The sequence below is a fragment of the Variovorax sp. 10N412 genome, from assembly GCF_056394985.1.
The window spans coordinates 998,883-1,019,707 of the sequence record NZ_JBFTIO010000001.1 but is presented as its reverse complement, the minus strand read 5'-3'; the positions used below and the strand labels follow the sequence as shown (position 1 = coordinate 1,019,707).

Sequence of the window (20,825 nt, the reverse complement as noted above, 5' to 3'; positions counted from 1 at the left end):
GCACGTGCTCGCGTCCCTCTTTTTCAACCGGAGAACTGACCCATGCTGATGAAACGACAACTGAAAGCCATGTTCGTGGGCGCGCTGCTGGCCGCAGCGGCGGCCACCGCCTTCGCACAGGACGCTGGCAAGGTGCTGCGCCTGGTGCCGCAGTCCGACCTGAAGATCCTCGACCCGATCTGGACCACCGCCTTCATCACGCGCAACCACGGCTACATGGTGTACGACACGCTCTTCGGCGTGGACGAACAAGGCAAGGTGCATCCGCAGATGGTCGACAAGTACACGACCAGTCCCGACGGCAAGACCTGGACCTTCACGCTGCGCAAGAGCCTGGCCTTCCATGACGGCAAGCCCGTCACCTCGGAAGACGTCATTGCGTCGCTCAAGCGCTGGGGCCAGCGCGACGGGCTGGGCCAGAAGATGTTCACCGCGCTCGACAAGGCCGAGGCCGTGGACGCCAACACCTTCAGGCTGGTGTTCAAGGACACCTTCGGCATGGTGCTCGACGCGCTGAGCAAGCCGTCGTCGAACCCGCCGTTCATCATGCCCGCGCGCGTGGCGGCCACGCCCGCCGACAAGCAGATCGACGACGCCACCGGCTCCGGCCCCTACATCTTCAAGAAGGACGAGTACCGCCCCGGCGAGAAGATCGTCTACCTGAAGAACACCAGGTACGTGCCGCGCACCGAGGCGCCCTCGGGCACTGCGGGCGGCAAGAACGTGTACGTCGACCGCATGGAATGGATCATCCTGAAGGACGCGCAGACGCAGGCCAACGCACTGGCCAACGGCGAGGTCGACATGATCGAGTGGGTGCCCTCCGAGCAGTACACCGCGCTGAAGAACAACCCGGCCATCACGCTCGACAGCCCGGTGGCCAAGGGCTCGTTCGCGCTGCACCTGAACCACTTCATTCCGCCCTTCGACAACCCCAAGATCGCGCAGGCCGCGTTCATGGCCATCAACCAGGAAGCGCTGATGCGCGCGCAACTGGTGCACAAGGAGCTCTACAACAGCTGCGCCTCCATCTACCCGTGCGGCTCGGCCTATGCCTCCGACAAGACCGGCTACTTCACCGGCAAGCCGCAGTTCGAAAAGGCGAAGGCGCTGCTCAAGGAAGCCGGCTACGACGGCAAGCCCGTCGTGCTCATGTACCCGGCCGACTTTGCGGTGCTGAACAAGTTTCCGCCGGTGATGGCGCAGCTGCTCAAGCAGGCCGGCTTCAACGTCGACATGCAGTCGATGGACTGGCCCACGCTGGTCACGCGCCGCGCCAAGAAAGACCCGGTCGACAAGGGCGGCTGGAACCTGTTCATCACCGGCTGGGGCATTGCCGACAACATGAACCCGATGTTCTTCGCACCGCTCACCGGCAACGGCGAGAAGGGCTGGTTCGGCTGGGCCACCGACGACAAGCTGGAGCAGCTCAAGTCCGAGTTCCTGGCCACGGCCGACGAACCCAGGCGCAAGGAGCTGGCCACGGCCATCCAGCAGCGCGTGTACGACACCGGCATCTACGCGCCCATCGGTGAGTACAAGCCGCTCACGGCCTACCGCAAGGGCGTGGTGAGCGGCGTCGTGCGCTCGCCGGTCGGCGTGTTCTGGAACCTGAAGAAGAACTGAGCCAACGCCACGGAACCCGCCCCATGCTGCTCTTTCTTGCACGCCGCATTCTGTCGACCGTGCCGGTGCTCGTCATCGTCGCGCTGATCGTGTTCCTGATGCTGCGGCTCGCGCCCGGCGACCCCGCGGCCGCCATCGTGGGCGACAGCGGCACCAGCGAGAACATCGCCAAGGTGCGCGAGCAGCTGGGGCTCAACCAGTCGCTGCCGGTGCAGTTCTTTCACTGGAGCGCGCAACTGCTGCAGGGCAACCTGGGCGAGTCGTACTTCATGAAGAAGACGGTGACCGAGCTGATCGGCCAGCGCATCGAGGCCACCGTGTCGCTGGCGGCCGTGACGCTGGTGGTCACCATCCTCATCGCGGTGCCGCTGGGCGTGATTGCCGCGTGGCGGCACGGCGGCTGGCTCGACCGCATGCTCATGGGCTTTTCGGTGATGGGCTTTTCCATTCCGGCGTTCGTGATCGGCTACGTGCTCATCTGGATCTTCGCGCTGCACCTGCAGTGGCTGCCGGTGCAGGGGTATGCGCGGCTGAGCCATGGGCCGCTCTTGTGGATCAAGCATCTGATACTGCCGTCGATCACGCTGTCGGTCATCTATGTGGCGCTGATTGCGCGCGTCACGCGCGCGGCCGTGGCCGAGGCCATGACCGAGGACTACATCCGCACCGCGCGCGCCAAGGGCATTTCCGAAAAACGCCTGCTGATGCGGCACGCGCTGGCCAACGCGGCAATTCCCATCGTCACGGTGATCGGCATCGGCATTGCGCTGCTGATCGGCGGCGTGGTGGTCACCGAGACGGTGTTCGCCATTCCGGGGCTCGGGCAGCTCACGGTCGACGCGGTGCTGTCGCGCGACTTTCCGCTCATCCAGGGCATCACGCTGTTCTTCTCCGTCATCTACGTGCTCATCAATCTGCTGATCGATGTGAGCTACCTGGTGTTCGACCCACGTATCCGTTACTGAAGCCACGGAACCGCAACGAAGAAACACCATGACCGATTCATCCCTTTCCCTTGCTCCCGTTGCTCCCGTTGCACCCGATGCCGCCGTGGAGGCGCTGCCGCCACCCAGGCGCCGCTCGCTGCTCAAGCGCATCCTGGCCAACTGGTCGGTGCGCGCGGGCGGCAGCGTGCTGGTGCTGCTTGTGCTGATGTCGCTGGCCGCGCCGTGGCTGGGCACCATCGACCCGACCGCCATCGACCCCGCCAGCTCGAACCTGTTGCCGGGCACGCGCGGCGAGTTCAACAGCCTGGCCGGCGACACCTTCGAGCACCTGTTCGTGATGGGCACCGACAGCCTGGGGCGCGACATCTGGAGCCGCACGCTGTACGGTGCGCGCGTGTCGCTCACCGTGGGCATCGCGGTGGCCGCGCTGGCCATGGTGTTCGGCATGGTCGTCGGGCTGCTGGGCGGCTACTTCCGGCGCATCGACAGCGTGCTCATGCGGCTGATGGACGGCGTCATGGCCATCCCCGGCATCCTGTTCGCGATCAGCCTGGTGGCGCTGTTCGGCGGCACGCTGCTCACGGTGGTGGTGGCCATCGCGGTGCCCGAGATTCCGCGCGTGGCGCGGCTGGTGCGCTCGGTGGTGCTCACGGTGCGCGAGGAGCCTTACGTGGAGGCGGCCATCGCGCTCGACACGCCGACCTGGAAGATCCTCACGCGCCACATCCTGCCGAACGCGATTGCGCCGCTGATCATCCAGGCGACCTATGTGTGCGCCTCCGCAATATTGGTGGAGGCCATCCTGTCGTTCCTGGGCGTGGGCCTGCCGGCGGACATGGCGACCTGGGGAAACATCATGGCCGAGGGCCGTGCGCAGTTCAACCAGTTCCCGCACAACGTGCTGTTCCCGGGCATCTTCCTGGCGCTCACGGTGCTGGCGGTGAACATCCTGGGTGACGGGCTGCGCGACACGCTCGACCCGAAGTTCAACAAGCGGGGAAGCTAGTATGAAGAACACCCCCAGTCTTCGCGCACTTCGTGTCGCTTCGCCAACCCCCTTGCAAGGGGCAACACCGGTGGCCCGGCAAAGCCGGTTCCACAGTGTTTCTCGCACGGGAAAATTCAAATGACACAGGTGCCGGTACTTTCCGTGCGCGACCTCGCCATCGCGTTGCCGCCCGGCGGCGACCGCGCGCATGCGGTCGCGCACATCTCCTTCGACGTGCCGCCCGGCAAGATCGTCTGCCTGCTCGGCGAATCGGGCTCGGGCAAGTCGGTCATCGCCAACGCGGTGATGGGCCTGCTGCCGCCGGGGCTCGTGCCCGTGCGCGGGGTGATCGAGTTGCAGGGCGAGAACCTGCTCGCGGCGCCGCAAGGGCGGCTTCGTGCCCTGCGCGGCCCTGCGATGGCCATGGTGTTCCAGGAGCCGATGACCGCGCTCAACCCGGTGATGACCTGCGGCGCGCAGGTCGACGAAATGCTCGCGCAGCACGTGCACATGGGCGCGGCCGAGCGGCGCCAGAAGATCCTGGCCATCATGGCGCGCGTGCGGCTGCCCGAGCCCGAGCGCATCTATGCCTCGTACCCGCACCAGCTCTCGGGCGGGCAGCGCCAGCGCATCGTGATCGCGATGGCGCTCATCCTGAAGCCCGCGCTGCTGATCTGCGACGAGCCGACCACCGCGCTCGACGTGACCACGCAGGCCGAGATCCTGCGGCTCATCCTGGAGCTGCAGACCGAGAGCGGCACGGCCGTGCTGTTCATCACGCACGACTTCGGCGTGGTCGCCGAAATCGCCGACGAGGTGGTGGTGCTGCAGCTGGGCGCCATGATCGAGAAGGGCGACAAGATGGCGGTGCTCACCGCGCCGCGCGAGCCGTACACGAAGATGCTGCTCGATGCGGTGCCCGAACTCTCGGCGCCCCGGCGCCCGCCCGTGGCCGATGCCTACCCGCTGCTCAACGCGGTGAAGATCTGCAAGACCTACGTCACCGGCAGCTGGCCGGGCAAGCGCCGCGCGGTGAACGCCGCGCGCGACGTGACGCTCGAAGTGCGCCCCGGCGAAACCGTGGGCATCGTCGGCGAGTCGGGCTCGGGCAAGTCGACGGTGGCGCGCTGCATCGCGCGGCTGATCGACCCGACCTCCGGCGACATCTTTGCCGACGGCCGCTCGGTGGCGCATGCCACGGGGCGTGCGCTGTCGCCGTTCCGGCGCACGGTGCAGGTGATCTTCCAGGACCCCTACCGCTCGCTCAATCCGCGCCAGACCGTGGGCGCTTCCATTGTCGAAGGGCCGGTCAACTTCGGCACGCCGCACGACCAGGCGTGGGCGCGCGCCGAGGAGCTGATGCACCTGGTGCGCCTGTCGCCCGACGCGCTGCGCCGCTACCCGAGTGAGTTCTCGGGCGGCCAGCGCCAGCGCATCTCCATTGCGCGCGCGCTGGCCTGCGAGCCCAAGGTGCTGATCGCCGACGAGGCGGTGTCCGCGCTCGACGTGTCGGTGCAGGCGCAGATCCTGCGGCTGCTCGACGAGATCCAGCAGCGGCTGAAGATCGGCATTCTGTTCATCACCCACGACCTGCGCGTGGCCAGCCAGATCTGCGACAGCGTGCTCGTCATGAGCCAGGGAGAAATCGTGGAGCGCGGCATGGTGAAAGACGTGTTCTTCGCGCCGCAACACGACTACACGCGCAAACTGCTGGCCGCAGCGCCCGGGCGCGACTTTGCCTTCGCGCGCAGCTGAGGCCGCGCGCCGGTCATTCATTCATTCATCGCTTCATCCCACGACAAGGAATCCATGAAAGTCTTCATCGCCGGTTTCCAGCACGAGACCAACACCTTCGCCCCCAGCAAGGCCGACTGGGCCGCGTTCAACGCGGGCTCCAGCTTTCCGCCGTACCGGCGCGGCGCGGTCATCGTCGAGGCCTATGCGGGGCGCAACATTCCGGTGGGCGGCTTCATCGACGCGGCGCGCGAGAAGGGCTGGCTGCTGGTGCCCTCGGCATGGGCCGGCGCCACGCCTTCGGCGCACGTGACCGAGGACGCCTTCGAGCGCATCTCGGCAGCCATTACCGAAGACCTGGCCTCGGCGCTGGCCGACGGCGGCATCGACGCGGTGTACCTCGACCTGCACGGCGCGGCCGTGACCGAGCACCTCGAAGACCCCGAAGGCGAACTGATTGCGCGCATCCGCACGCTGGTGGGCCCCGACGTGCCCATCGTCGCGAGCCTGGACCTGCACGGCAACATCACCGCGCAGATGCTGGCCGAGGCCGATGCGCTGGCCACCTACCGCACCTACCCGCACATCGACATGGCCGACACCGGCCGCCTGGCCGCGACGCTGCTGGAGCGCCGCATGGCGCGCGGTTCGCGCGAGCCGCTGCATGCGCGGCGCTTCAGCTTCCTGCTGCCGCTGAACGTGCAGTCGACCATGATCGAGCCGGCTGCATCCGTGTACGCGCTGCTGAAGGAACTCGACGTGAAGCACGACGCGGTGCTGAGCTTTGCCACCGGCTTCCCGGCCGCGGACATCGCCGAATGCGGGCCTGTGGTGTGGGGCTACGGCGACGACGCCGGCGCGGCCGTGGCCGCGCTGTACGAGCGCATCGACCAGCCGCGCTCGCAATGGCGGCTCGACGTGCTGGGGCCTCGCGTGGCCGTGGCGCGCGCGCTCGAACTGGCCGAGGGCGCGAGCCAGCCAGTGGTCATCGCCGACACGCAGGACAACCCCGGCGCGGGCGCCGATAGCAACACCACCGGCATGCTGCATGCGCTGCTGGCCGAAGGCGCGGGCAAGCGCTTCCCGGGCAAGGTGGCACTCGGCCTGATGTTCGACCCGGCCGCCGCGGCCGCGGCGCACGAGGCCGGCGTGGGCGCGCAGATCCGCATCGCGCTGGGCACCTCGGTGCCCACCTGGGGTGGCCAGTTCAGCGATGTGCCGGTCGAAGGCCTGTTCACCGTGACCGCGCTCAGCGACGGCCAGGTGCAGGGCAAGGGGCCGATGTCGCGCGGCGGCACGGTGTCGCTCGGCCCCAGCGCCTGCCTGGAGATCGACGGCGTGCGCATCGCCGTGGCCAGCGGCAAGAGCCAGATGCTCGACCGCGAGTTCTTCCGCTATGTGGGCATCGAGCCCGAGGCGATGAAGGTGCTGGTCAACAAGAGCTCGGTGCACTTTCGCGCCGACTTCGCGCCCATCGCCAGCACCATCCTCGTGGCCAAGGCGCCGGGCCCGATGGCCGCCGACCCGGCCGACCTGCCATGGACGCGGCTGCCGGCCACGATGGCGCTGCAGCCCTGAGCACCCACCCCGTCTTCCCTTCCACCGAACCAGAGCACACGATGCCCCAGAACGCACAGCACTACCTCGAGTACATGAGAAAGCACGCCGCCGAATTCGTGACGGTGCGCCAGCAGATCCACCAGAACCCCGAGCTCGGCTTCGAGGAGTTCGGCACCAGCGACCTGGTCGCCGAGCGCCTCACGGCCTGGGGCTACGAGGTCGAGCGCGGCCTGGGCGCGACCGGGCTCGTGGGCCGCCTGAAGCGCGGCAACGGCACGCGCGCCGTGGGCATTCGCGCCGACATGGACGCGCTGCCCATCGAGGAGAAGACGGGCCTGGCCTATCGCAGCGGACGGCCCGGCATCATGCATGCCTGCGGGCACGACGGCCACACGGCCATGCTGCTTGGCGCGGCCAAGTACCTGGCGCAGCACGGCGAGTTCTCGGGCACGCTCAACCTGATCTTCCAGCCGGCCGAAGAGGGCATGGGCGGCGCCGTGAAGATGATGGACGACGGCCTGTTCGAGAAGTACCCGTGCGACGCGGTGTACGCCATGCACAACTCGCCGGGCCGCAGGCAGGGCGACCTGGTGTTCCGCGAGGGCGCGGCCATGGCCTCGTCGGACTACGCCACCGTCACGCTCACCGGCGTGGGCGGCCACGGCGCCATGCCGCACCGCACGGCCGACCCGATCGTGGCGGCGTCGAGCATCGTGATGGCGCTGCAGACCATCGTCTCGCGCAACGCCGATCCGCAGGAGCTGTCGATCGTCACCGTGGGCGCCATCCACGCCGGCAAGGCCAACAACGTGATTCCGGAGACCTGCACGCTGGAGATCAGCGTGCGCTCGCTGAACCGCGAGGTGCGCGTGCTGCTCGAGAAGCGCCTGAAAGCCATCGTCAACGCGCAGGCCGAGAGCTTCGGCGTGAAGGCGCACATCGACTACCGCAAGGGCTACGCGGTGCTGGTGAACACGCCGGAGGAAACCGAGTTCGCGCGCCGCGTCGGCTACGCGCTGGTGGGCGAGGCGCACGTGGAGCCGCAGGGCCCGGCCGTCACGGGCAGCGAGGACTTCGCGTTCATGCTGGAGAAAAAGCCCGGCTGCTACCTGTTCATCGGCAACGGCGCGCCGGGCGAGCACGGCGGCTGCATGGTGCACAACCCGGGCTACGACTTCAACGACGGCAACCTGCCGATCGGCGCGGCCTACTGGGCGCTGCTGGCCGAAACCTACCTGCAGTAAAGGGGGAAAGGGCCGGGCCGCAGCCCTGCGGGCGCCGCTTCAGTGCCGGGGCACGGTCGTCGTGCCCACGTGCATCGTGCGGCCTGCGCCCAGGCCCGCGACGACCAGCGCGATGCCCAGGCCGATGAACAGCCACGACGAGGCGCGAAAGCTCCCCGTCCAGCCGTGCAGCAGCCCGGCCAGCAGCGGGCCGAAGGCCGCCACCATGTAGCCCACGCCCTGCGCCATGCCCGACAGGTGCGCGGCCACGTGCGAGTCGGGCGAGCGCAGCACGATCATGGTGAGCGCCAGCGCAAAGGTGCCGCCCTGGGCGATGCCCAGCAGCACGGCCCAGGCCCACACCCCGCCGAGCGGCGCGAACAGCATCGCGAGCATGGCCGTCACCGTGAGCGCCGCCAGCACCACCGACAGGCCGCGCTGGTTGCGCAGCTTCACGGCCAGCGCCGGCACCACCAGGCAGGTGACGACCTGCGTCATGACCGACAGCGACACCACGTAGCCCGCGGTCTCGCTGCCCAGCCCGCGCTCGCGCAGGATCGGCGCGAGCCAGCCCATCACGATGTAGGCGAGGGCGGACTGCAGGCCCATGAAGAAGGTGACCTGCCAGGCCAGCCGGTCGCGCCACAGGCCGCGCACGGTGAAGCCTGATTCGCTGGCCACCGGCTTGCGCGCCAGCGCCTGCGGCGCCCAGATCAGCGTGACCAGCGCGGCCGGCAGCGCCCACATGGCCAGCGCGGTGGTCCAGCCGCCGTCCAGCGCATGCTCGATGGGCACCGTGAGCCCGGCCGCGCTGGCGGCGCCGCCGCACACGGCCATGGTGTACAGGCCCATCATCAGCGCGGCCTGCCTGGCGAAGTCGCGCTTCACCAGGCCCGACAGCAGCACGTTCGACACGGCGATGCCGCTGCCCGCGATGGCCGAGGCCAGGAACAGCAGCGGGATGTTGCCGGTGCCGCGCAGCAGCGTGCCGACCAGGATCAGCACCATGCACCCGAGCAGCGTGCGCTCGGTGCCGAAGCGACGCCCCAGGCCCGGAGCCAGCGGCGCGAACGCGCCCAGGCAGAGGATCGGCAGCGTGGTCAGCAGGCTCGCGGCGGTGGCCGAGAGGCCGGTGGCCTGGATGATCTCCGGCAGCACCACCGACAGGCTGGCGAACACGGGGCGCAGGTTGAAGGCGATCAGCACCACGCTGGCGCCGAGCAGGATGCGGCGCGCCAGGCCCTGGGGGCCATGTGCCGGCGCGGCGGTGGCGGTAGAAGCCGAAGAAGAGATGGTGGCCGAGTTCATGGCGTGCCCAGCGACAGTGCGTTGATCATCGGCGCCATGAACGCGCGCACCGCCGCGGCCGCCGCGTCGGGGTCGCGGCTGGCAATGCCTTCGACGACGGCGCGGTGCGCGGCCTCGTCGGGCTCGGGCAGCACCGTGCCCATGGTGCTGGCGATGGTTTCCTTGATGTAGCCCGTGATGAAGCGGCAGGTCTCGGCCAGCGCCAGGTTGCCGGAGACGTCGACGATGGCCAGGTGAAAGGCCAGGTCGCGCTCGATGAACGATGCGCCCTCGTCGCCCGGCTCGGGCACGCCGCGCTTGTCGAGCAGGGCATGCAGGCGGCGCAGGTCGCGCGCGGTGTGGCGCACGGCGGCGAGCCGCGCGGCTTCCACCTCGAGCGCGCGGCGCACCTCGAACTGGTCGCGCAGGCTGGCCAGGCGCATCTTCTGCAGACTGGAGGAGGGGTCGAAACCCGAGCGCACGTAGGTGCCCGAGCCCTGGCGCACTTCGAGCAGCCCGCGCGAGACCAGCGTCTTGACCGCTTCGCGCACCGTGCCGCGGCTCACGCCCAGCAATTGCGCGAGCTGCGGCTCGATAGGAATGCGCGAGCCGACCGTCCAGCGTCCGGCGGAGATTTCCGCCCTGATGCTGTCGGCGGCGGTATCTGCCAGGGAGGTACGGGGAGCTTGGGCGAGCATCGAGAGGGCCTATTCATTCAATGATTGGACGAATTCTGCCGCCAATGGAAAGCCCGGGCCAGGGGTGCGATGGTGGCCCGTGCATTGACGCAACAGAGGTGCAGACCCTTGTTCGCAGGATTGCGCAAGTTGGGTTCAAAGATATGTCATCAAAAAGTGAACTTTTTCCGGATTCGAGGAAACGTTCAGCAATTGTTACTAATTATTGCTTGAGTGGCTGAAAATGAAACTAAAGGTCACTCGCAGACGCGTCACAGCCTTTTCGAACTACCCAAAAGCAGAAAAAAACGGTTTCCCCAGAAGTTGAAATGAAGGACTTTTCTTTGTCGGACGTGCGGCTCTTCACCAAGGCCGTCCAGCTTGGCGGACTGACCCCGGCGGCCGACGTTCTGAACGTGCCCAAGGCCTCCGCGTCGCGCCAGCTGCAGCGGCTGGAAGCCACGGTGGGGCACCAGTTGCTGCACCGCGGCGCCGCCCGCTTCGCCCTGACCGAAGAGGGGCGGCAGTTCCTGGTGGCCGCCCAGCACGTGCTGACCATCCTCGACGACGTGATGCTGAACCTCTCCGCGGGCGGAGGCACCGTCACCGGCCGGTTGCGCATCGCCGTGCCGCACTACTACGGCCGCGAACTGCTGACGAGCCACTTGCCCGATTTCATGCGCGCCCACCCGCAGCTCGACGTGGTGGTCGAAACCGGCAACGACCGCGCGGACCTGGTGCGCGACGAAGCCGACGTGGCCATCCGGCGCGGGCGCGAAGGCTGCGACGAGCTGGTGGCGCGCCACCTGAAGAACGAGCCGCTCATGCTGTGCGCCGCGCCGGGCTACCTGGCGCCGCACGCCCCGCTCGAAAACCTGGCCGACCTGGCCCCGCACGCCTTCCTGTCGGCCGAAGCCGAGGGGCGCAAGCGGGAGGTGCATCTCGCGACCCTCGAGCGGACCCACCGCGTTCGCGTGGACAGCGTGTGCCAGTCGGACGACCTGGAGCTGACCCTGCAGCTGGCCTTGTCGGCCCGCGGCATCGCGCTGCTGCCGGTGTCGCTGGCGCAGCCGCAGGTCGGCGCCGGCCTGCTGGTGCCGGTGCTGCCCGCGCTCCAGCTCAAGCCGCAGGAGATCAACCTGGTCTACCTGCCCGCGCGGCGCAACTCGCCCAAGATCAAGACCTTCGTCGACTACGTGCTGGGTGTGTTCCGGGCGTCCTGACGCGCTGACGCCCCGCAGCTACCAGCTTCCCGAGGCGCCGCCGCCGCTGCTGGAGCCGCCGCCGGACGACGAGGACGAGCTGGAAGAAGAAGACGAAGAAGACGAAGAAGAGGACGACGACGAAGAACTGCTGCTCCAGCCGCTGTCGCCGTCGTCGCTGCCGCCGCCCCCGCTGCCCCCGCCGTAAGGCAGAAAGGCGAACAGCAGCGCGATGAAGGTCGCGAGCGCCGCGGGAATCCAGGTCTCGTCGGGCACCGGGCCAGGGTGGGTCGTCGACACCATGAAGACACAGATGCCCCCCACGACCAGCAGGCGCACCGTGAAGCCGAGCACGCTGCGCTGCCAGGTGTTGCGCATGCACACCACGATGACCGTGGCGAACAGGCCGATGCCGCCGATGCCCATGGCCCACAGAAAGCCCCACCAGAACCGCTCCGCGCCGAGCGCGAACGCCAGGACGACCAGCCCCGCGATCGCGAGCGCGATGCCGCCCACCACATAACTCACCGCGCGCGAACGCCCGCAGGCGTAGCCGATGCCGCAGGCCACCAGGGCCGGCATGGCCAGGAACGCCGCCATCATGGGGCTGGCCAGCGCCGCGGCGCCGCCCACCGCGCCGGCCCCCAGCAGGAGCAGCGCCACGCGCCAGCTGGGCTTGCGCCTGGGCGCCTCGGGCGCGACCGACGCGACGGCTTCGGCCAGCAGCTCGGGGCGCCGGGCCTTGCCCTGAAGCTTGCCCTTGCGCTTGCGGGGCGCCTGCTGCAGCGCCGCGCGGCCGCGTGCGTTGCCGGCCACGCCGCGCCCGTACCAGACGCCCACGACCAGGCTCCAGGCCAGCACGCCGAACAGCGCCCAGCCTTCGTCCGTGACGTGTGCGCCGCGCGAGGCCGGCTCGGGTGCGCTGTCTGATGTGACCTCGATGGGCAACTGCCCGCTGGCGTCGACGGCCGGCGCGAGCGTCTGCGGGTTGATCAGCTGCGACAGCGCCTGCACCGCAGCCTGCACGCCGCCGGCGAAGTCGCCGTTGCGAAAGCGCGGTGTCATCTCGCGGTCGATGATGCGCGCGGCCTGGATGTCGGTGACCGTGCCTTCCAGCCCGGCGCCCACCTCGATGCGCATCTTTCGGTCCTTCAGCGCCACCAGCAGCAGCACGCCGTCGTCCTCGCCCTTGCGCCCGAGCTTCCATTGCGCGAACACGCGGGTGGCGTACTGCTCAATGGTGTCTTCGCCCGTGCTCGGCACGATCAGCACCGCCAGCTGCGCCCGGGTGTCGGATTCGAGGGTGGCGATGTCGCCGCGCAACGCATCGGCTTCGTCCGCCTTCAGCGTGTTCGTGAGGTCGACCACGCGCGACTTCATGGCGGGCACCGGCACCTGCCTGGCCTGCGCGGGCAGGGCCCACGCCAGCAGCGCCAGGCACAGGGACAGCCACACCAGTGCCGTTGCCGGCCATCGACGAGCATTCATTCGCGTATCTCTCCCGTGTTGTGGCTGGTTCTTTTCAGCGCCGCGCGCTCTTCGTGACCACGCCCGCGCCGCGCACCTCGATGCGGCGCTGGTCGGCCACCTTGCCGGTGGCGTCCACCAGCTCGATCACGTGCCGGCCCGGCCAGGGCAGCCACTGCGCGCTGTTGCCGCGCGCAAAGAACTTGCCGTCGATGCGCCACTGCACGCCGCGCCCTTCGGACTCGAAGCGCACGCGCTGGCGCAGCGGCGGAATGTCGGGGTCGACCGCGATGATGGTGCCGTCCGACGGCGCGGTGATGCGCGCAAAGCCGGTGTCCGCGGCCATGCCGGTGTCCAGCGCGAACATCGGCTGCTCGGTGCCCTGCAGGAACCATTCGGCGCGCGCCGCTTCGAGCGGGGCACCGTCGGCGCCGGGGCCGAACTCGACGCGCGCCTCGACCAGGCCGGGCGGTGGCGCGGGCGCGCGGCTCGGTTCGCGCGCGTGCAGGAAGCGCATCACCTCGGCCCACACCGGCGCGGCGCCGCTGGTGCCGCTCACGTCCCACATCGATTCGCCGCTGGCGTTGCCCACCCACACGCCCACCGTGTAGCGCTGCGACCAGCCCACGGCCCAGTTGTCGCGCATGTCCTTGCTGGTGCCGGTCTTCACGGCCGTCCAGAAGCGGGTGGACAGAATGCTGTCGAGGCCGAAGGTGCGGGTGCGCGCGTTCGGGTCGGAGAGGATGTCGCCGACGATGAAGGCGGCGCGCGCATCGAGCAGCGGCGCCGCTGCGGCCTTGGTCTTGTCGGAGGGTGTGCTCGTGCGCACCGTCATGGTCGTCGTGCCGTAGCGCCCGCCATTGGCCAGCATGCGGTACGCGTTGGTGAGCGACAGCAGCGACACCTCGGCGCTGCCCAGTGCGAGGCTGTAGCCGTAGTAGTCGCCGCTTTCGCGCAGCGGCAGCCCGACGGCGCGCAGCTCGCGCGCGAACGACTCGGGCGACACCATCACCAGCGTGCGCACCGCCGGCACGTTGAGCGAGGCGGCCAGCGCGGTGCGCGCCGACACCGGGCCCTTGAAGCGGCGGTCGTAGTTCTGCGGAATGTAGAGGCCGCTGGCGGTGCTGATCTGCGCCGACGAGTCCTCGATCAGCGAGGCTGCCGTGAGGCGCTTCTCGGCAATGGCCTGCCCGTAGAGCAGCGGCTTGAGCGTGGAGCCCGGCTGGCGCAGCGCGGTCACGCCGTCGACCTCGGCCGCCTGGCTCAGCGGGCCCGAGGAGCCGACCCATGCGAGCACCTCGCCGGTGGCGTTGTCGAGCACGACCAGCGCGCCGTCTTCCACATGCCGCTCGCGCAGCTCGCGCAGGTGCCGCTGCAGCGTGTCGAGCGCAAAGCGTTGCAGCGGTGCGCGCAGGCTCGTCCGGACACCGGCGTCCTTGTCGTTGTCTTTCTCCTTCGCCCGCTGCGGCGGGGCCGGGGTGGGGGCTGCCCCCGCATCCGCATCCCTTATTTCCCGCAGCACCCGGCGCGCGGCATGCGGCGCAATGCCTTCATTCGCATCGAAGGCGCGCCGCTGCACCGCCGCGCTGGTGAACATGTCCAGCGCCTCGCAGTCGACCTTGTGCTGCGGCTCCATCACGCGCAGCACCTCGCAGGCGCGCTGCGCCACCACGGCGGGCTTGGCATTGGGCGCGCGCACCAGCGCCGACGCCACGGCCGCCTCGCGCGCATCGAGGCCGCTGGGCGCCTTGCCGAACAGCGTGCGCGAGAGCGCGTCGATGCCGACGATCTCGCCGCGGAACGGCACAGTGTTGAGGTAGGCCTCCAGGATCTGGTCCTTGCGCCAGCTGCGCTCCAGCTGCGCGGCCGCCACGGTCTGGCCGATCTTCTGGGTGAAGCTGCGCCCGCCCGAGTTGCGGCGCAGGTCGTCGTCGAGCAGGCCCGACAGCTGCATGGTGATGGTCGAGGCGCCGCGCGTGCGGGTGTTCCACAGGTTGCCCCACGCGGCGGCCGACACGGCGCGCCAGTCGATGCCGCTGTGTTCGTAGAAGCGCCGGTCTTCGCTGAGCACCATGGCCGTGCGCAGCGCCGGGGACACGTCGGCCAATGCGGTCCACTGGCCGCGCCGCACGGTGGCGTCGGTGCGCACGCGTTGCAGCAGTTCGCCGTTGCGGTCGAGCACGGCGGTGTCGGACGAGCGGAACTCGCGCTTCACGTCCTCGAAGCTCACGAACGCCGCAATGGCCCAGGCCGGGTGCATGCAAACCGCGGCCAGCAGTGCCGAGGCGAGGATCTTGCGGGTAGGAAGGAAGGGCGCGGGCTGCATCGAGGAAAGGTGGGTGTCCGGAGGTGGGGCCGTCGACATTCTCTGCGATGGGCCACGGGAACCGCGCCTACTCGGGGACGGGCCGAAGGCTGCCTCGGGGGGCGAAAACTTCACGCCAAAGTTCGCATCAGGTTCCACACACGGTAACGAACTTCACGCAAGGGCCTTCATCCGGAAACCCGATGCGTACCGGCGTGGCCTTCAATGCAATGCCGGCTCGCAGGAGGCGATGCCCGGTCCACAAACACTCCAAGGAGAACTCACATGACAAAGACTTTGGCAATCTTGCTGGCCGCATCGGCCTTCCTCGCAGGCTGCGTGGCCGTGCCTTACGACCGCCCGCCACCGCCGCGCGGTGGCTACGGCGACCGGGACCGCGACGGCGTGCCCAACCGAGCCGACCGGGACCGTGACGGAGACGGCGTGCCCAACCGCTACGACCGCAACCCGAACAATCCGAACCGCAACTGATTGCGGCGGACCACAGGCAAGAAGGCCGCGAAGCAAAGAGCTTCGCGGCCTTTTTTCTTTGCGGCGCGGGTGCGTGTCAGCCCGGTCGGCGCGCCATCAGTGCCCAGACACCCGCGGCACTCAGCAGCGAACCGCCCGCCAGGTTGAATCGCTTCTGCGCGCGCGGCGAAGAAAGCAGCTTGCGCGCCGAGCCCGCGAACACCGCATACAGCGTGGCGTTGGTGGCAGCCAGCACCACGAAGGTGACGGCCAGCACCCACAGCTGGCGCGTGACATTGGCCGCCGGGCTGATGAACTGCGGCAGGAATGCCACGAAGAACACGATGCCCTTGGGGTTGAGCGCCGTCACCAGGTAGGTGTTGGCGAACAGGCGCAGGCGCGACACGGGCGCGGCCGGCTTTGCGATCTCGGCGGGCGACACGCCCGCACGCAGCAGCTTGATGCCGAGATAGATCAGGTACAGCCCGCCCACCCACTTGACCACCGTGAACCAGAAGGCCGAAGTGGCCAGCAGCGCGCCCAGCCCCAGCAGCGACACCACCAACGCCGTGGAATCGCCGAGCGCCACGGCAGCCACCAGGGGCACGTTGGCGCGGCGGCCATGCGACATGGAGTAGCTGATCACCGTGAGGATGGTGGGCCCTGGAATGACGAGCATCAGCGCGGAGGCTGCGGCGAAGGCGAGCCAGAGTTCGAAGGGCATGGGGGTGTGCTCCTGGTGTTCGGTGTGAGAGATGCCGTATCTTGGCCGGTGGACGGTGCCAGCTATTGCTCCGGCCGTCAACGCAGCTTATGTTGAAGGCGCACTTGTGGCCAAGGCGCTCGCATGCGCCGCCGGGTGCTTGCCTGTGCGCTGGACGCGCAGCGGGTGTGCCCTGAACGGCGCCCGGCGCTTCAGCCGGCAGCAGCTCCGAATCGCACCGCATTGCGGGCTTTGCTGCGCTCGGCCTCGGTCTCGCGATCCCGGGGTTGTGCCGTGGTCACCAGCGACTCGAGCAGCCGCGCGGCAACGGAGCTCACCTCGTCGACCGCGCGCTCGAAGGCTTCCTCGTTGGCGCGGGACGGCACGCTGAAGCCGCTGAGCTTGCGCACGAACTGCAGGGCAGCCGCACGAATTTCCTGCTCGGTGGCAGGGGGCTCGAAGTTGTAGAGGGTCTTGATGCTGCGGCACATGGGCGCTCTCCGTTTCGACATGAAGCAGCGCGGCGCTGCACCGTCCAGTCTAGCCAAGCCGCTCCTGCAGGTGTTGCTTCACCTGCGGCCACTCGTCGTCGATGATGCTGAAACGCACCGAGTTGCGCTTGCGGCCGTCCGGCATGATCCGCTCGTGCCGCACGATGCCTTCCTGCTTCGCGCCCAGCCGCAGGATCGCCGCGCGCGACTTTGCGTTGATCTCGTCGGTGGTGAACTGCACCCGCACGCACCGCAGTTCTTCGAACGCATGGCGCAGCATCAGGAACTTGGCCTCCGTGTTCACGAAGGTCTTCTGCCACGACGCGGCGATCCAGGTGCTGCCGATTTCCAGCTTGCGGTTGAGGCGGTCGATCTTCCAGAACCGCGTGGAGCCGATGACCTCGCCCGTTTCGCGCAGCACCGTGGCAAACGGCATCACCGTGCCCGCGTCTCGGCCCGCGAGGGCATTGCCGATGTAGGCATCGACCGTGGCGGCCGAGGGCACGACGGTGAACGGCAGGTTCCAGAGCTCGCCGTCGGCGGCAGCATTCAAGAGTGCGGCCGCGTCGGACGCGAGCAGCGGGCGCAGCAGCAGGCGAGGGCCGGTGAGTGAGGGTTGCGCGAGGGACATGAAACCGAAGATAGCCGATGACGGCATGGCGCCGTCACCGGGTGCCGCCGGCCCCTCCTTGCGTCAGGCGGGCCGCACCACCCGCTCGGCGGCCAGCGCCACGGCGGCCAGGCGCGCATCGTCGCCGCGCACCGAAGACAGCATCAGCCCCACCGGCAGTTCGCCCGGCGCATGGCACGGCAGGCTGAACGCGCAGCCGTCGAACAGGTTGATCGCGAAGGTGTTGCGCAGCAGCAGGCCGTTGGCCTTGAAGAAGGCCGCGTCCTGCGCCAGCGCAGCGATGGGCGGCGCCACGATGGGCACGGTCGGGCACACGAGCGCGTCGAAGCCTTCGATGGCGCGCGCGACGCGGCCGGTCCAGTCGCGGCGGCGGTCCTGCATGGCGATGTAGTCGGCGGCGCGCACTTCGGTGCCCAGCGCGATGCGCGCGGCCACGCGGGCGTCGAAGCCGTCGCGCTTGCTTGCGAAACGCTCGCGGTGCACGGCCGATGCTTCCACGGGCGAGAAGCCGCCGGGCGCGTTGACGGTCGCGATCTCCGCAAGCTCGGCCAGCGTGATGTCGACGATCTGCGCGCCGGCTGCGGAAAGCGACTGCAGCGCGCGGTCGAAGGCCTGCGCCACGGCGGGCTCGATGTCGTCGAACATCAGCGTGCGCGGCACCGCCAGCCGCATGCCCTGCAGCGGTCGGCGGCGCACGGCGAGCGGTGCATCGGCAATCGCCGCGTCCGCTGTCAGGCAGTCTTCCACCGAGCGCGCCATGGCGCAGACGGTGTCGAGCGAGCGCGCCAGCTCGAAGGCGCCGGTGCGCGGCACGCGCGACTGCGTGCTCTTGAAGCCGACCAGGCCGCAGAGCGCGGCCGGAATGCGGATGGAGCCGCCCGTGTCCGAGCCCAGCCCGGCGACGGCCAGCCCCAGCGCCACCGACACGGCCGCGCCCGACGACGAGCCGCCCGGAATGCGCGGCGTGCCTGCATCCGCCGGGTTGCACGGCGTGCCGTAGTGCGGGTTGATGCCCACGCCCGAAAACGCGAACTCGGTCATGTTGGTCTTGCCGACGATGGCCGCGCCCTGGGTGCGCAGCCGGGCCACGACCACGGCGTCATGCAGGGCCGCCGGCTCGCCCACGCACACGGCGGAGCCTGCGAGCGTGGTCTCGCCGGCCACGTCGTAGAGGTCTTTCACCGTCACGGGCAGTCCAGCCAGCGCGCCGAGTTCGATGCCGGCCTTGCGTGCCGCGTCGGCATGGCGCGCCGCGGCGCGGGCACCGTCGGCGTAGAGCCGCGTGAACACATGCTCGGCGGCGGGCAGCGCTGCCGCGTCGAGCACCTGGTCGATCAGCGCTTCATGCGACAGCTCGCCGCGCGCGATGCGTGCGCGCAGGGCGGCAATGGTGAAGTCGTTGCTGTTCATCACGCCACCACCGGCAGTGCCTGCACCGCGTAGCGATGCACGATGCGCCGCCGAAGCTTCGGGTCGTGCAGCTCGATTTCCATCTGCGTGGCGGGGCGAATGCCTTCGCCCCTGGCGTTGGGCAGTGCGCCCAGGGTGCCGCAGGTCATGAACAGGCCCTCGGGTTCCGCGCCCATGCCGGGCATGCCGTCGCGCAGGGCGGCCAGCGGGCGGATCGATGCGAGCGTGCCGCGCTGGTAGTCGACCCAGCGGCCGTCTTCCAGGATGCGCGAGTGCAGCTCGATGGTGTCCTGGTGCGCCTGCACGTCGGCCCAGCGCCAGGCCGTGTCGGCCACGGGCTTGGCGCACATCTGCTTCGACACGGCCACCGAGTAGCTCTCGACCTTGCGGTCGGTGTGGTCGGAGCCCACGCTCAGCCACCACTCGCCCTGCGAGAAGAAGAAGACGGGCTCGGCCTCGCCGGAGCTCTGGTCGCCCAGCGCCTCGATCTCGGGCGACTGCGTCAGCAACTGTGCGGCCACGCGGTAGTACAGCGGCACGCTCGACGGGCGCGGCACGCCGATGGCCGCGAGTTCCTCGATGTGGTGCTCGATGGCGGCCACGTCGCGGCCGGTCCAGCCCGCCACCACCAGCGCGCGGGGCGCCACGGTGTGCAGGGCAGTGGAGCGCGTGCCGTCGGCGGCAAGGCGCTCGCAGGCAAAGTTCAGTCGTTGCATGCTCATCTCAGGTCTCCAGCGGGCGCTTGGCGGTTTCGCGGGCCACCACCAGGGCGATCAGCGTCAGGCCCAGCGCGGCCACCACGTACAGCGACACGGCCAGCGTGCTGCCCCACGACTTGAACAGGCTCGCGATGATCAGCGGCGCGAAGCCGCCGCCCAGGATGCCGGCCAGCGTGTAGGCCAGCGAAGCGCCCGCGTAGCGCACGCGGCCGGGGAACTGCTCGGTCACGAAGGCGGCCTGCGGGCCGTACATCATGGCGTGGATCAGCAGGCCGACCACCACCGCCGCGCAGATGGCGACCGGGTGCGCGCTGTCCATCAGCACGAAGAACACGAAGGCCCACACCATGCCCAGCAGCGCGCCGGCGATGTAGACCGGACGGCGGCCGATGCGGTCGGACAGCCCGCCGAACCACGGCACCGCAATCGCGTTGCAGGCCGCGCCGATCATCGTGGCGGTGAGCGCCAGCGGACGCGACAGGTGCAGCACCGTCGTCACGTAGGTCAGCGTGAACACCACGACCAGCGCGTACAGCACGTCGGAGCCGATGCGCGAGCCGCCGGCCACCAGCAGGCTGCGCCAGTGCTGCGTGAACACTTCCTTGATGGGCGTCTTGGCGGTGGCCTTCTTCTGCTCCATCTCGAGGAACACGGGCGTCTCGTCCACGCCGCGGCGCAGCCACAGGCCGAACAGCACCAGCGCGACGCTGGAGATCAGCGGCAGGCGCCAGCCCCAGGCCTGGAATTCTTCCGGGCTCAGCCAGGCCGACACGATGGCGATGAAGCCGGTGCCGATCAGCGTGCCGCACGACGGGCCGACCTGCGTGAACGAGGCGTTGCGCCCGCGCTCGTCGGGCTTGCCGTGTTCCATCGACAGCAGCACCGCGCCGGCCCATTCGCCGCCGAGCGCCACGCCCTGCACGAAGCGCAGCGCCACCAGCGCCACGGGCGCCCAGATGCCCCACGTCGCATAGGTGGGCAGCAGACCCATCAGGCCGGTGGAAATGCCCATGATCACCAGCGTGGCCACCAGCACGAAGCGCCGGCCCAGCCGGTCGCCCAGGTGGCCGAACACCACGCCACCCAGCGGTCGCGAGATGTAGCCGACCGCATAGGTCGAGAAGGCCAGGATGGTGCCGGTCAGCGGGTCGAACGACGGGAAGAACACCGCGTTGAAGACCAGCGCGGCCATGATGTTGTAGACCGTGAAGTCGTACCACTCGAGCGTGGTGCCGATGGAGCTGGCCATGGCCAGGCGGCCCATCTTGGGGGAGCCGGGGGCGCCGGGCTTGGCTGCCGGGGGCGCAGCGGGAAGAACATGTTCGGTCATTGGAATACCTTTGTTCGGTGAAGTCGGAGGGACAAGCGGAAGGGCGGAAAAGCG

Annotated in this window: 18 protein-coding genes; 8 read left to right on the top strand and 10 right to left on the bottom strand. The window is 69.2% G+C overall.

The genetic code is table 11. The features are described 5' to 3' along the window. The first annotated feature begins 48 nt into the window (after nucleotides 1–48). The 6 genes from AC1DJH_RS05025 (at nucleotide 49) to AC1DJH_RS05000 (ending at nucleotide 8,099) form a co-directional block, all read left to right on the top strand. A complete protein-coding gene (locus AC1DJH_RS05025; protein WP_478184997.1) occupies nucleotides 49–1,626 on the top strand; it encodes an ABC transporter substrate-binding protein in 1,578 nt (525 codons plus the stop codon). Nucleotides 1,627–1,649: 23 nt separating this feature from the next. Next, entirely contained in the window at nucleotides 1,650–2,591 is a 942-nt protein-coding gene (locus AC1DJH_RS05020; protein WP_478184908.1) for an ABC transporter permease, read from the top strand. A 28-nt stretch (nucleotides 2,592–2,619) separates the two neighbouring features. Then, nucleotides 2,620–3,579, top strand: coding sequence for an ABC transporter permease (locus tag AC1DJH_RS05015; protein WP_478184907.1), 960 nt, complete (start codon nucleotides 2,620–2,622; stop codon nucleotides 3,577–3,579). Between the two features lie 120 nt (nucleotides 3,580–3,699). After that, on the top strand, nucleotides 3,700–5,316 hold the full coding sequence (locus tag AC1DJH_RS05010; RefSeq protein ID WP_478184906.1) for a dipeptide ABC transporter ATP-binding protein: 1,617 nt from the start codon (nucleotides 3,700–3,702) through the stop codon (nucleotides 5,314–5,316). A 54-nt stretch (nucleotides 5,317–5,370) separates the two neighbouring features. Then, entirely contained in the window at nucleotides 5,371–6,873 is a 1,503-nt protein-coding gene (locus AC1DJH_RS05005; RefSeq protein ID WP_478184905.1) for a M81 family metallopeptidase, read from the top strand. A 41-nt stretch (nucleotides 6,874–6,914) separates the two neighbouring features. Beyond that, complete coding sequence (locus AC1DJH_RS05000; protein ID WP_478184904.1) at nucleotides 6,915–8,099, top strand: M20 aminoacylase family protein; 1,185 nt, start codon at nucleotides 6,915–6,917, stop codon at nucleotides 8,097–8,099. Nucleotides 8,100–8,138: 39 nt separating this feature from the next. Here the strand turns inward: AC1DJH_RS05000 and AC1DJH_RS04995 are convergent, their stop codons facing one another. Together AC1DJH_RS04995 and AC1DJH_RS04990 are read right to left on the bottom strand one after the other, a co-directional pair. Continuing rightward, nucleotides 8,139–9,386, bottom strand: a complete 1,248-nt coding sequence (locus AC1DJH_RS04995; RefSeq protein ID WP_478184903.1) for a CynX/NimT family MFS transporter — start codon at nucleotides 9,384–9,386, stop codon at nucleotides 8,139–8,141. Then, nucleotides 9,383–10,063: a FadR/GntR family transcriptional regulator gene (locus tag AC1DJH_RS04990; protein ID WP_435482997.1), complete on the bottom strand. Its 681-nt coding sequence runs from the start codon at nucleotides 10,061–10,063 to the stop codon at nucleotides 9,383–9,385. The genes AC1DJH_RS04995 and AC1DJH_RS04990 overlap by 4 nt, the downstream gene beginning before the upstream one ends. A gap of 308 nt (nucleotides 10,064–10,371) precedes the next feature. Between AC1DJH_RS04990 and AC1DJH_RS04985 the strand changes: the two genes are divergently transcribed. After that, nucleotides 10,372–11,265, top strand: a complete 894-nt coding sequence (locus AC1DJH_RS04985) for a LysR family transcriptional regulator (protein WP_478184902.1) — start codon at nucleotides 10,372–10,374, stop codon at nucleotides 11,263–11,265. 18 nt (nucleotides 11,266–11,283) lie between these two features. Here the strand turns inward: AC1DJH_RS04985 and AC1DJH_RS04980 are convergent, their stop codons facing one another. Next, nucleotides 11,284–12,732 carry a TPM domain-containing protein gene (locus tag AC1DJH_RS04980; protein WP_478184901.1) on the bottom strand — a complete coding sequence of 483 codons (1,449 nt, stop codon included), beginning with the start codon at nucleotides 12,730–12,732 and terminating at the stop codon, nucleotides 11,284–11,286. A 34-nt stretch (nucleotides 12,733–12,766) separates the two neighbouring features. Further along, on the bottom strand, nucleotides 12,767–15,037 hold the full coding sequence (gene pbpC, locus AC1DJH_RS04975; RefSeq protein ID WP_478184900.1) for a penicillin-binding protein 1C: 2,271 nt from the start codon (nucleotides 15,035–15,037) through the stop codon (nucleotides 12,767–12,769). A gap of 264 nt (nucleotides 15,038–15,301) precedes the next feature. On the opposite strand from pbpC, the gene AC1DJH_RS04970 reads away from it, so the two are divergent. Next, nucleotides 15,302–15,508 carry a hypothetical protein gene (locus AC1DJH_RS04970; RefSeq protein WP_435435199.1) on the top strand — a complete coding sequence of 69 codons (207 nt, stop codon included), beginning with the start codon at nucleotides 15,302–15,304 and terminating at the stop codon, nucleotides 15,506–15,508. Between the two features lie 76 nt (nucleotides 15,509–15,584). On the opposite strand, the gene AC1DJH_RS04965 is transcribed toward AC1DJH_RS04970, so the two are convergent. The 6 genes from AC1DJH_RS04965 to AC1DJH_RS04940 form a co-directional block, all read right to left on the bottom strand. Continuing rightward, nucleotides 15,585–16,211, bottom strand: coding sequence for a LysE family translocator (locus tag AC1DJH_RS04965; RefSeq protein WP_478184899.1), 627 nt, complete (start codon nucleotides 16,209–16,211; stop codon nucleotides 15,585–15,587). Nucleotides 16,212–16,402: 191 nt separating this feature from the next. Continuing rightward, complete coding sequence (locus tag AC1DJH_RS04960; protein WP_478184898.1) at nucleotides 16,403–16,681, bottom strand: DUF2277 domain-containing protein; 279 nt, start codon at nucleotides 16,679–16,681, stop codon at nucleotides 16,403–16,405. Nucleotides 16,682–16,730: 49 nt separating this feature from the next. Beyond that, entirely contained in the window at nucleotides 16,731–17,312 is a 582-nt protein-coding gene (locus AC1DJH_RS04955; protein WP_478184897.1) for a GNAT family N-acetyltransferase, read from the bottom strand. Between the two features lie 63 nt (nucleotides 17,313–17,375). Next, entirely contained in the window at nucleotides 17,376–18,722 is a 1,347-nt protein-coding gene (locus tag AC1DJH_RS04950; RefSeq protein ID WP_478184896.1) for an amidase, read from the bottom strand. Further along, nucleotides 18,722–19,438: a DUF2848 domain-containing protein gene (locus AC1DJH_RS04945; RefSeq protein ID WP_478184996.1), complete on the bottom strand. Its 717-nt coding sequence runs from the start codon at nucleotides 19,436–19,438 to the stop codon at nucleotides 18,722–18,724. Before AC1DJH_RS04945 ends, AC1DJH_RS04950 begins: the two co-directional genes overlap by 1 nt. Before the next feature lie 7 nt (nucleotides 19,439–19,445). After that, nucleotides 19,446–20,771 carry an MFS transporter gene (locus tag AC1DJH_RS04940; RefSeq protein ID WP_472116437.1) on the bottom strand — a complete coding sequence of 442 codons (1,326 nt, stop codon included), beginning with the start codon at nucleotides 20,769–20,771 and terminating at the stop codon, nucleotides 19,446–19,448. Nucleotides 20,772–20,825 lie beyond the last annotated feature (54 nt).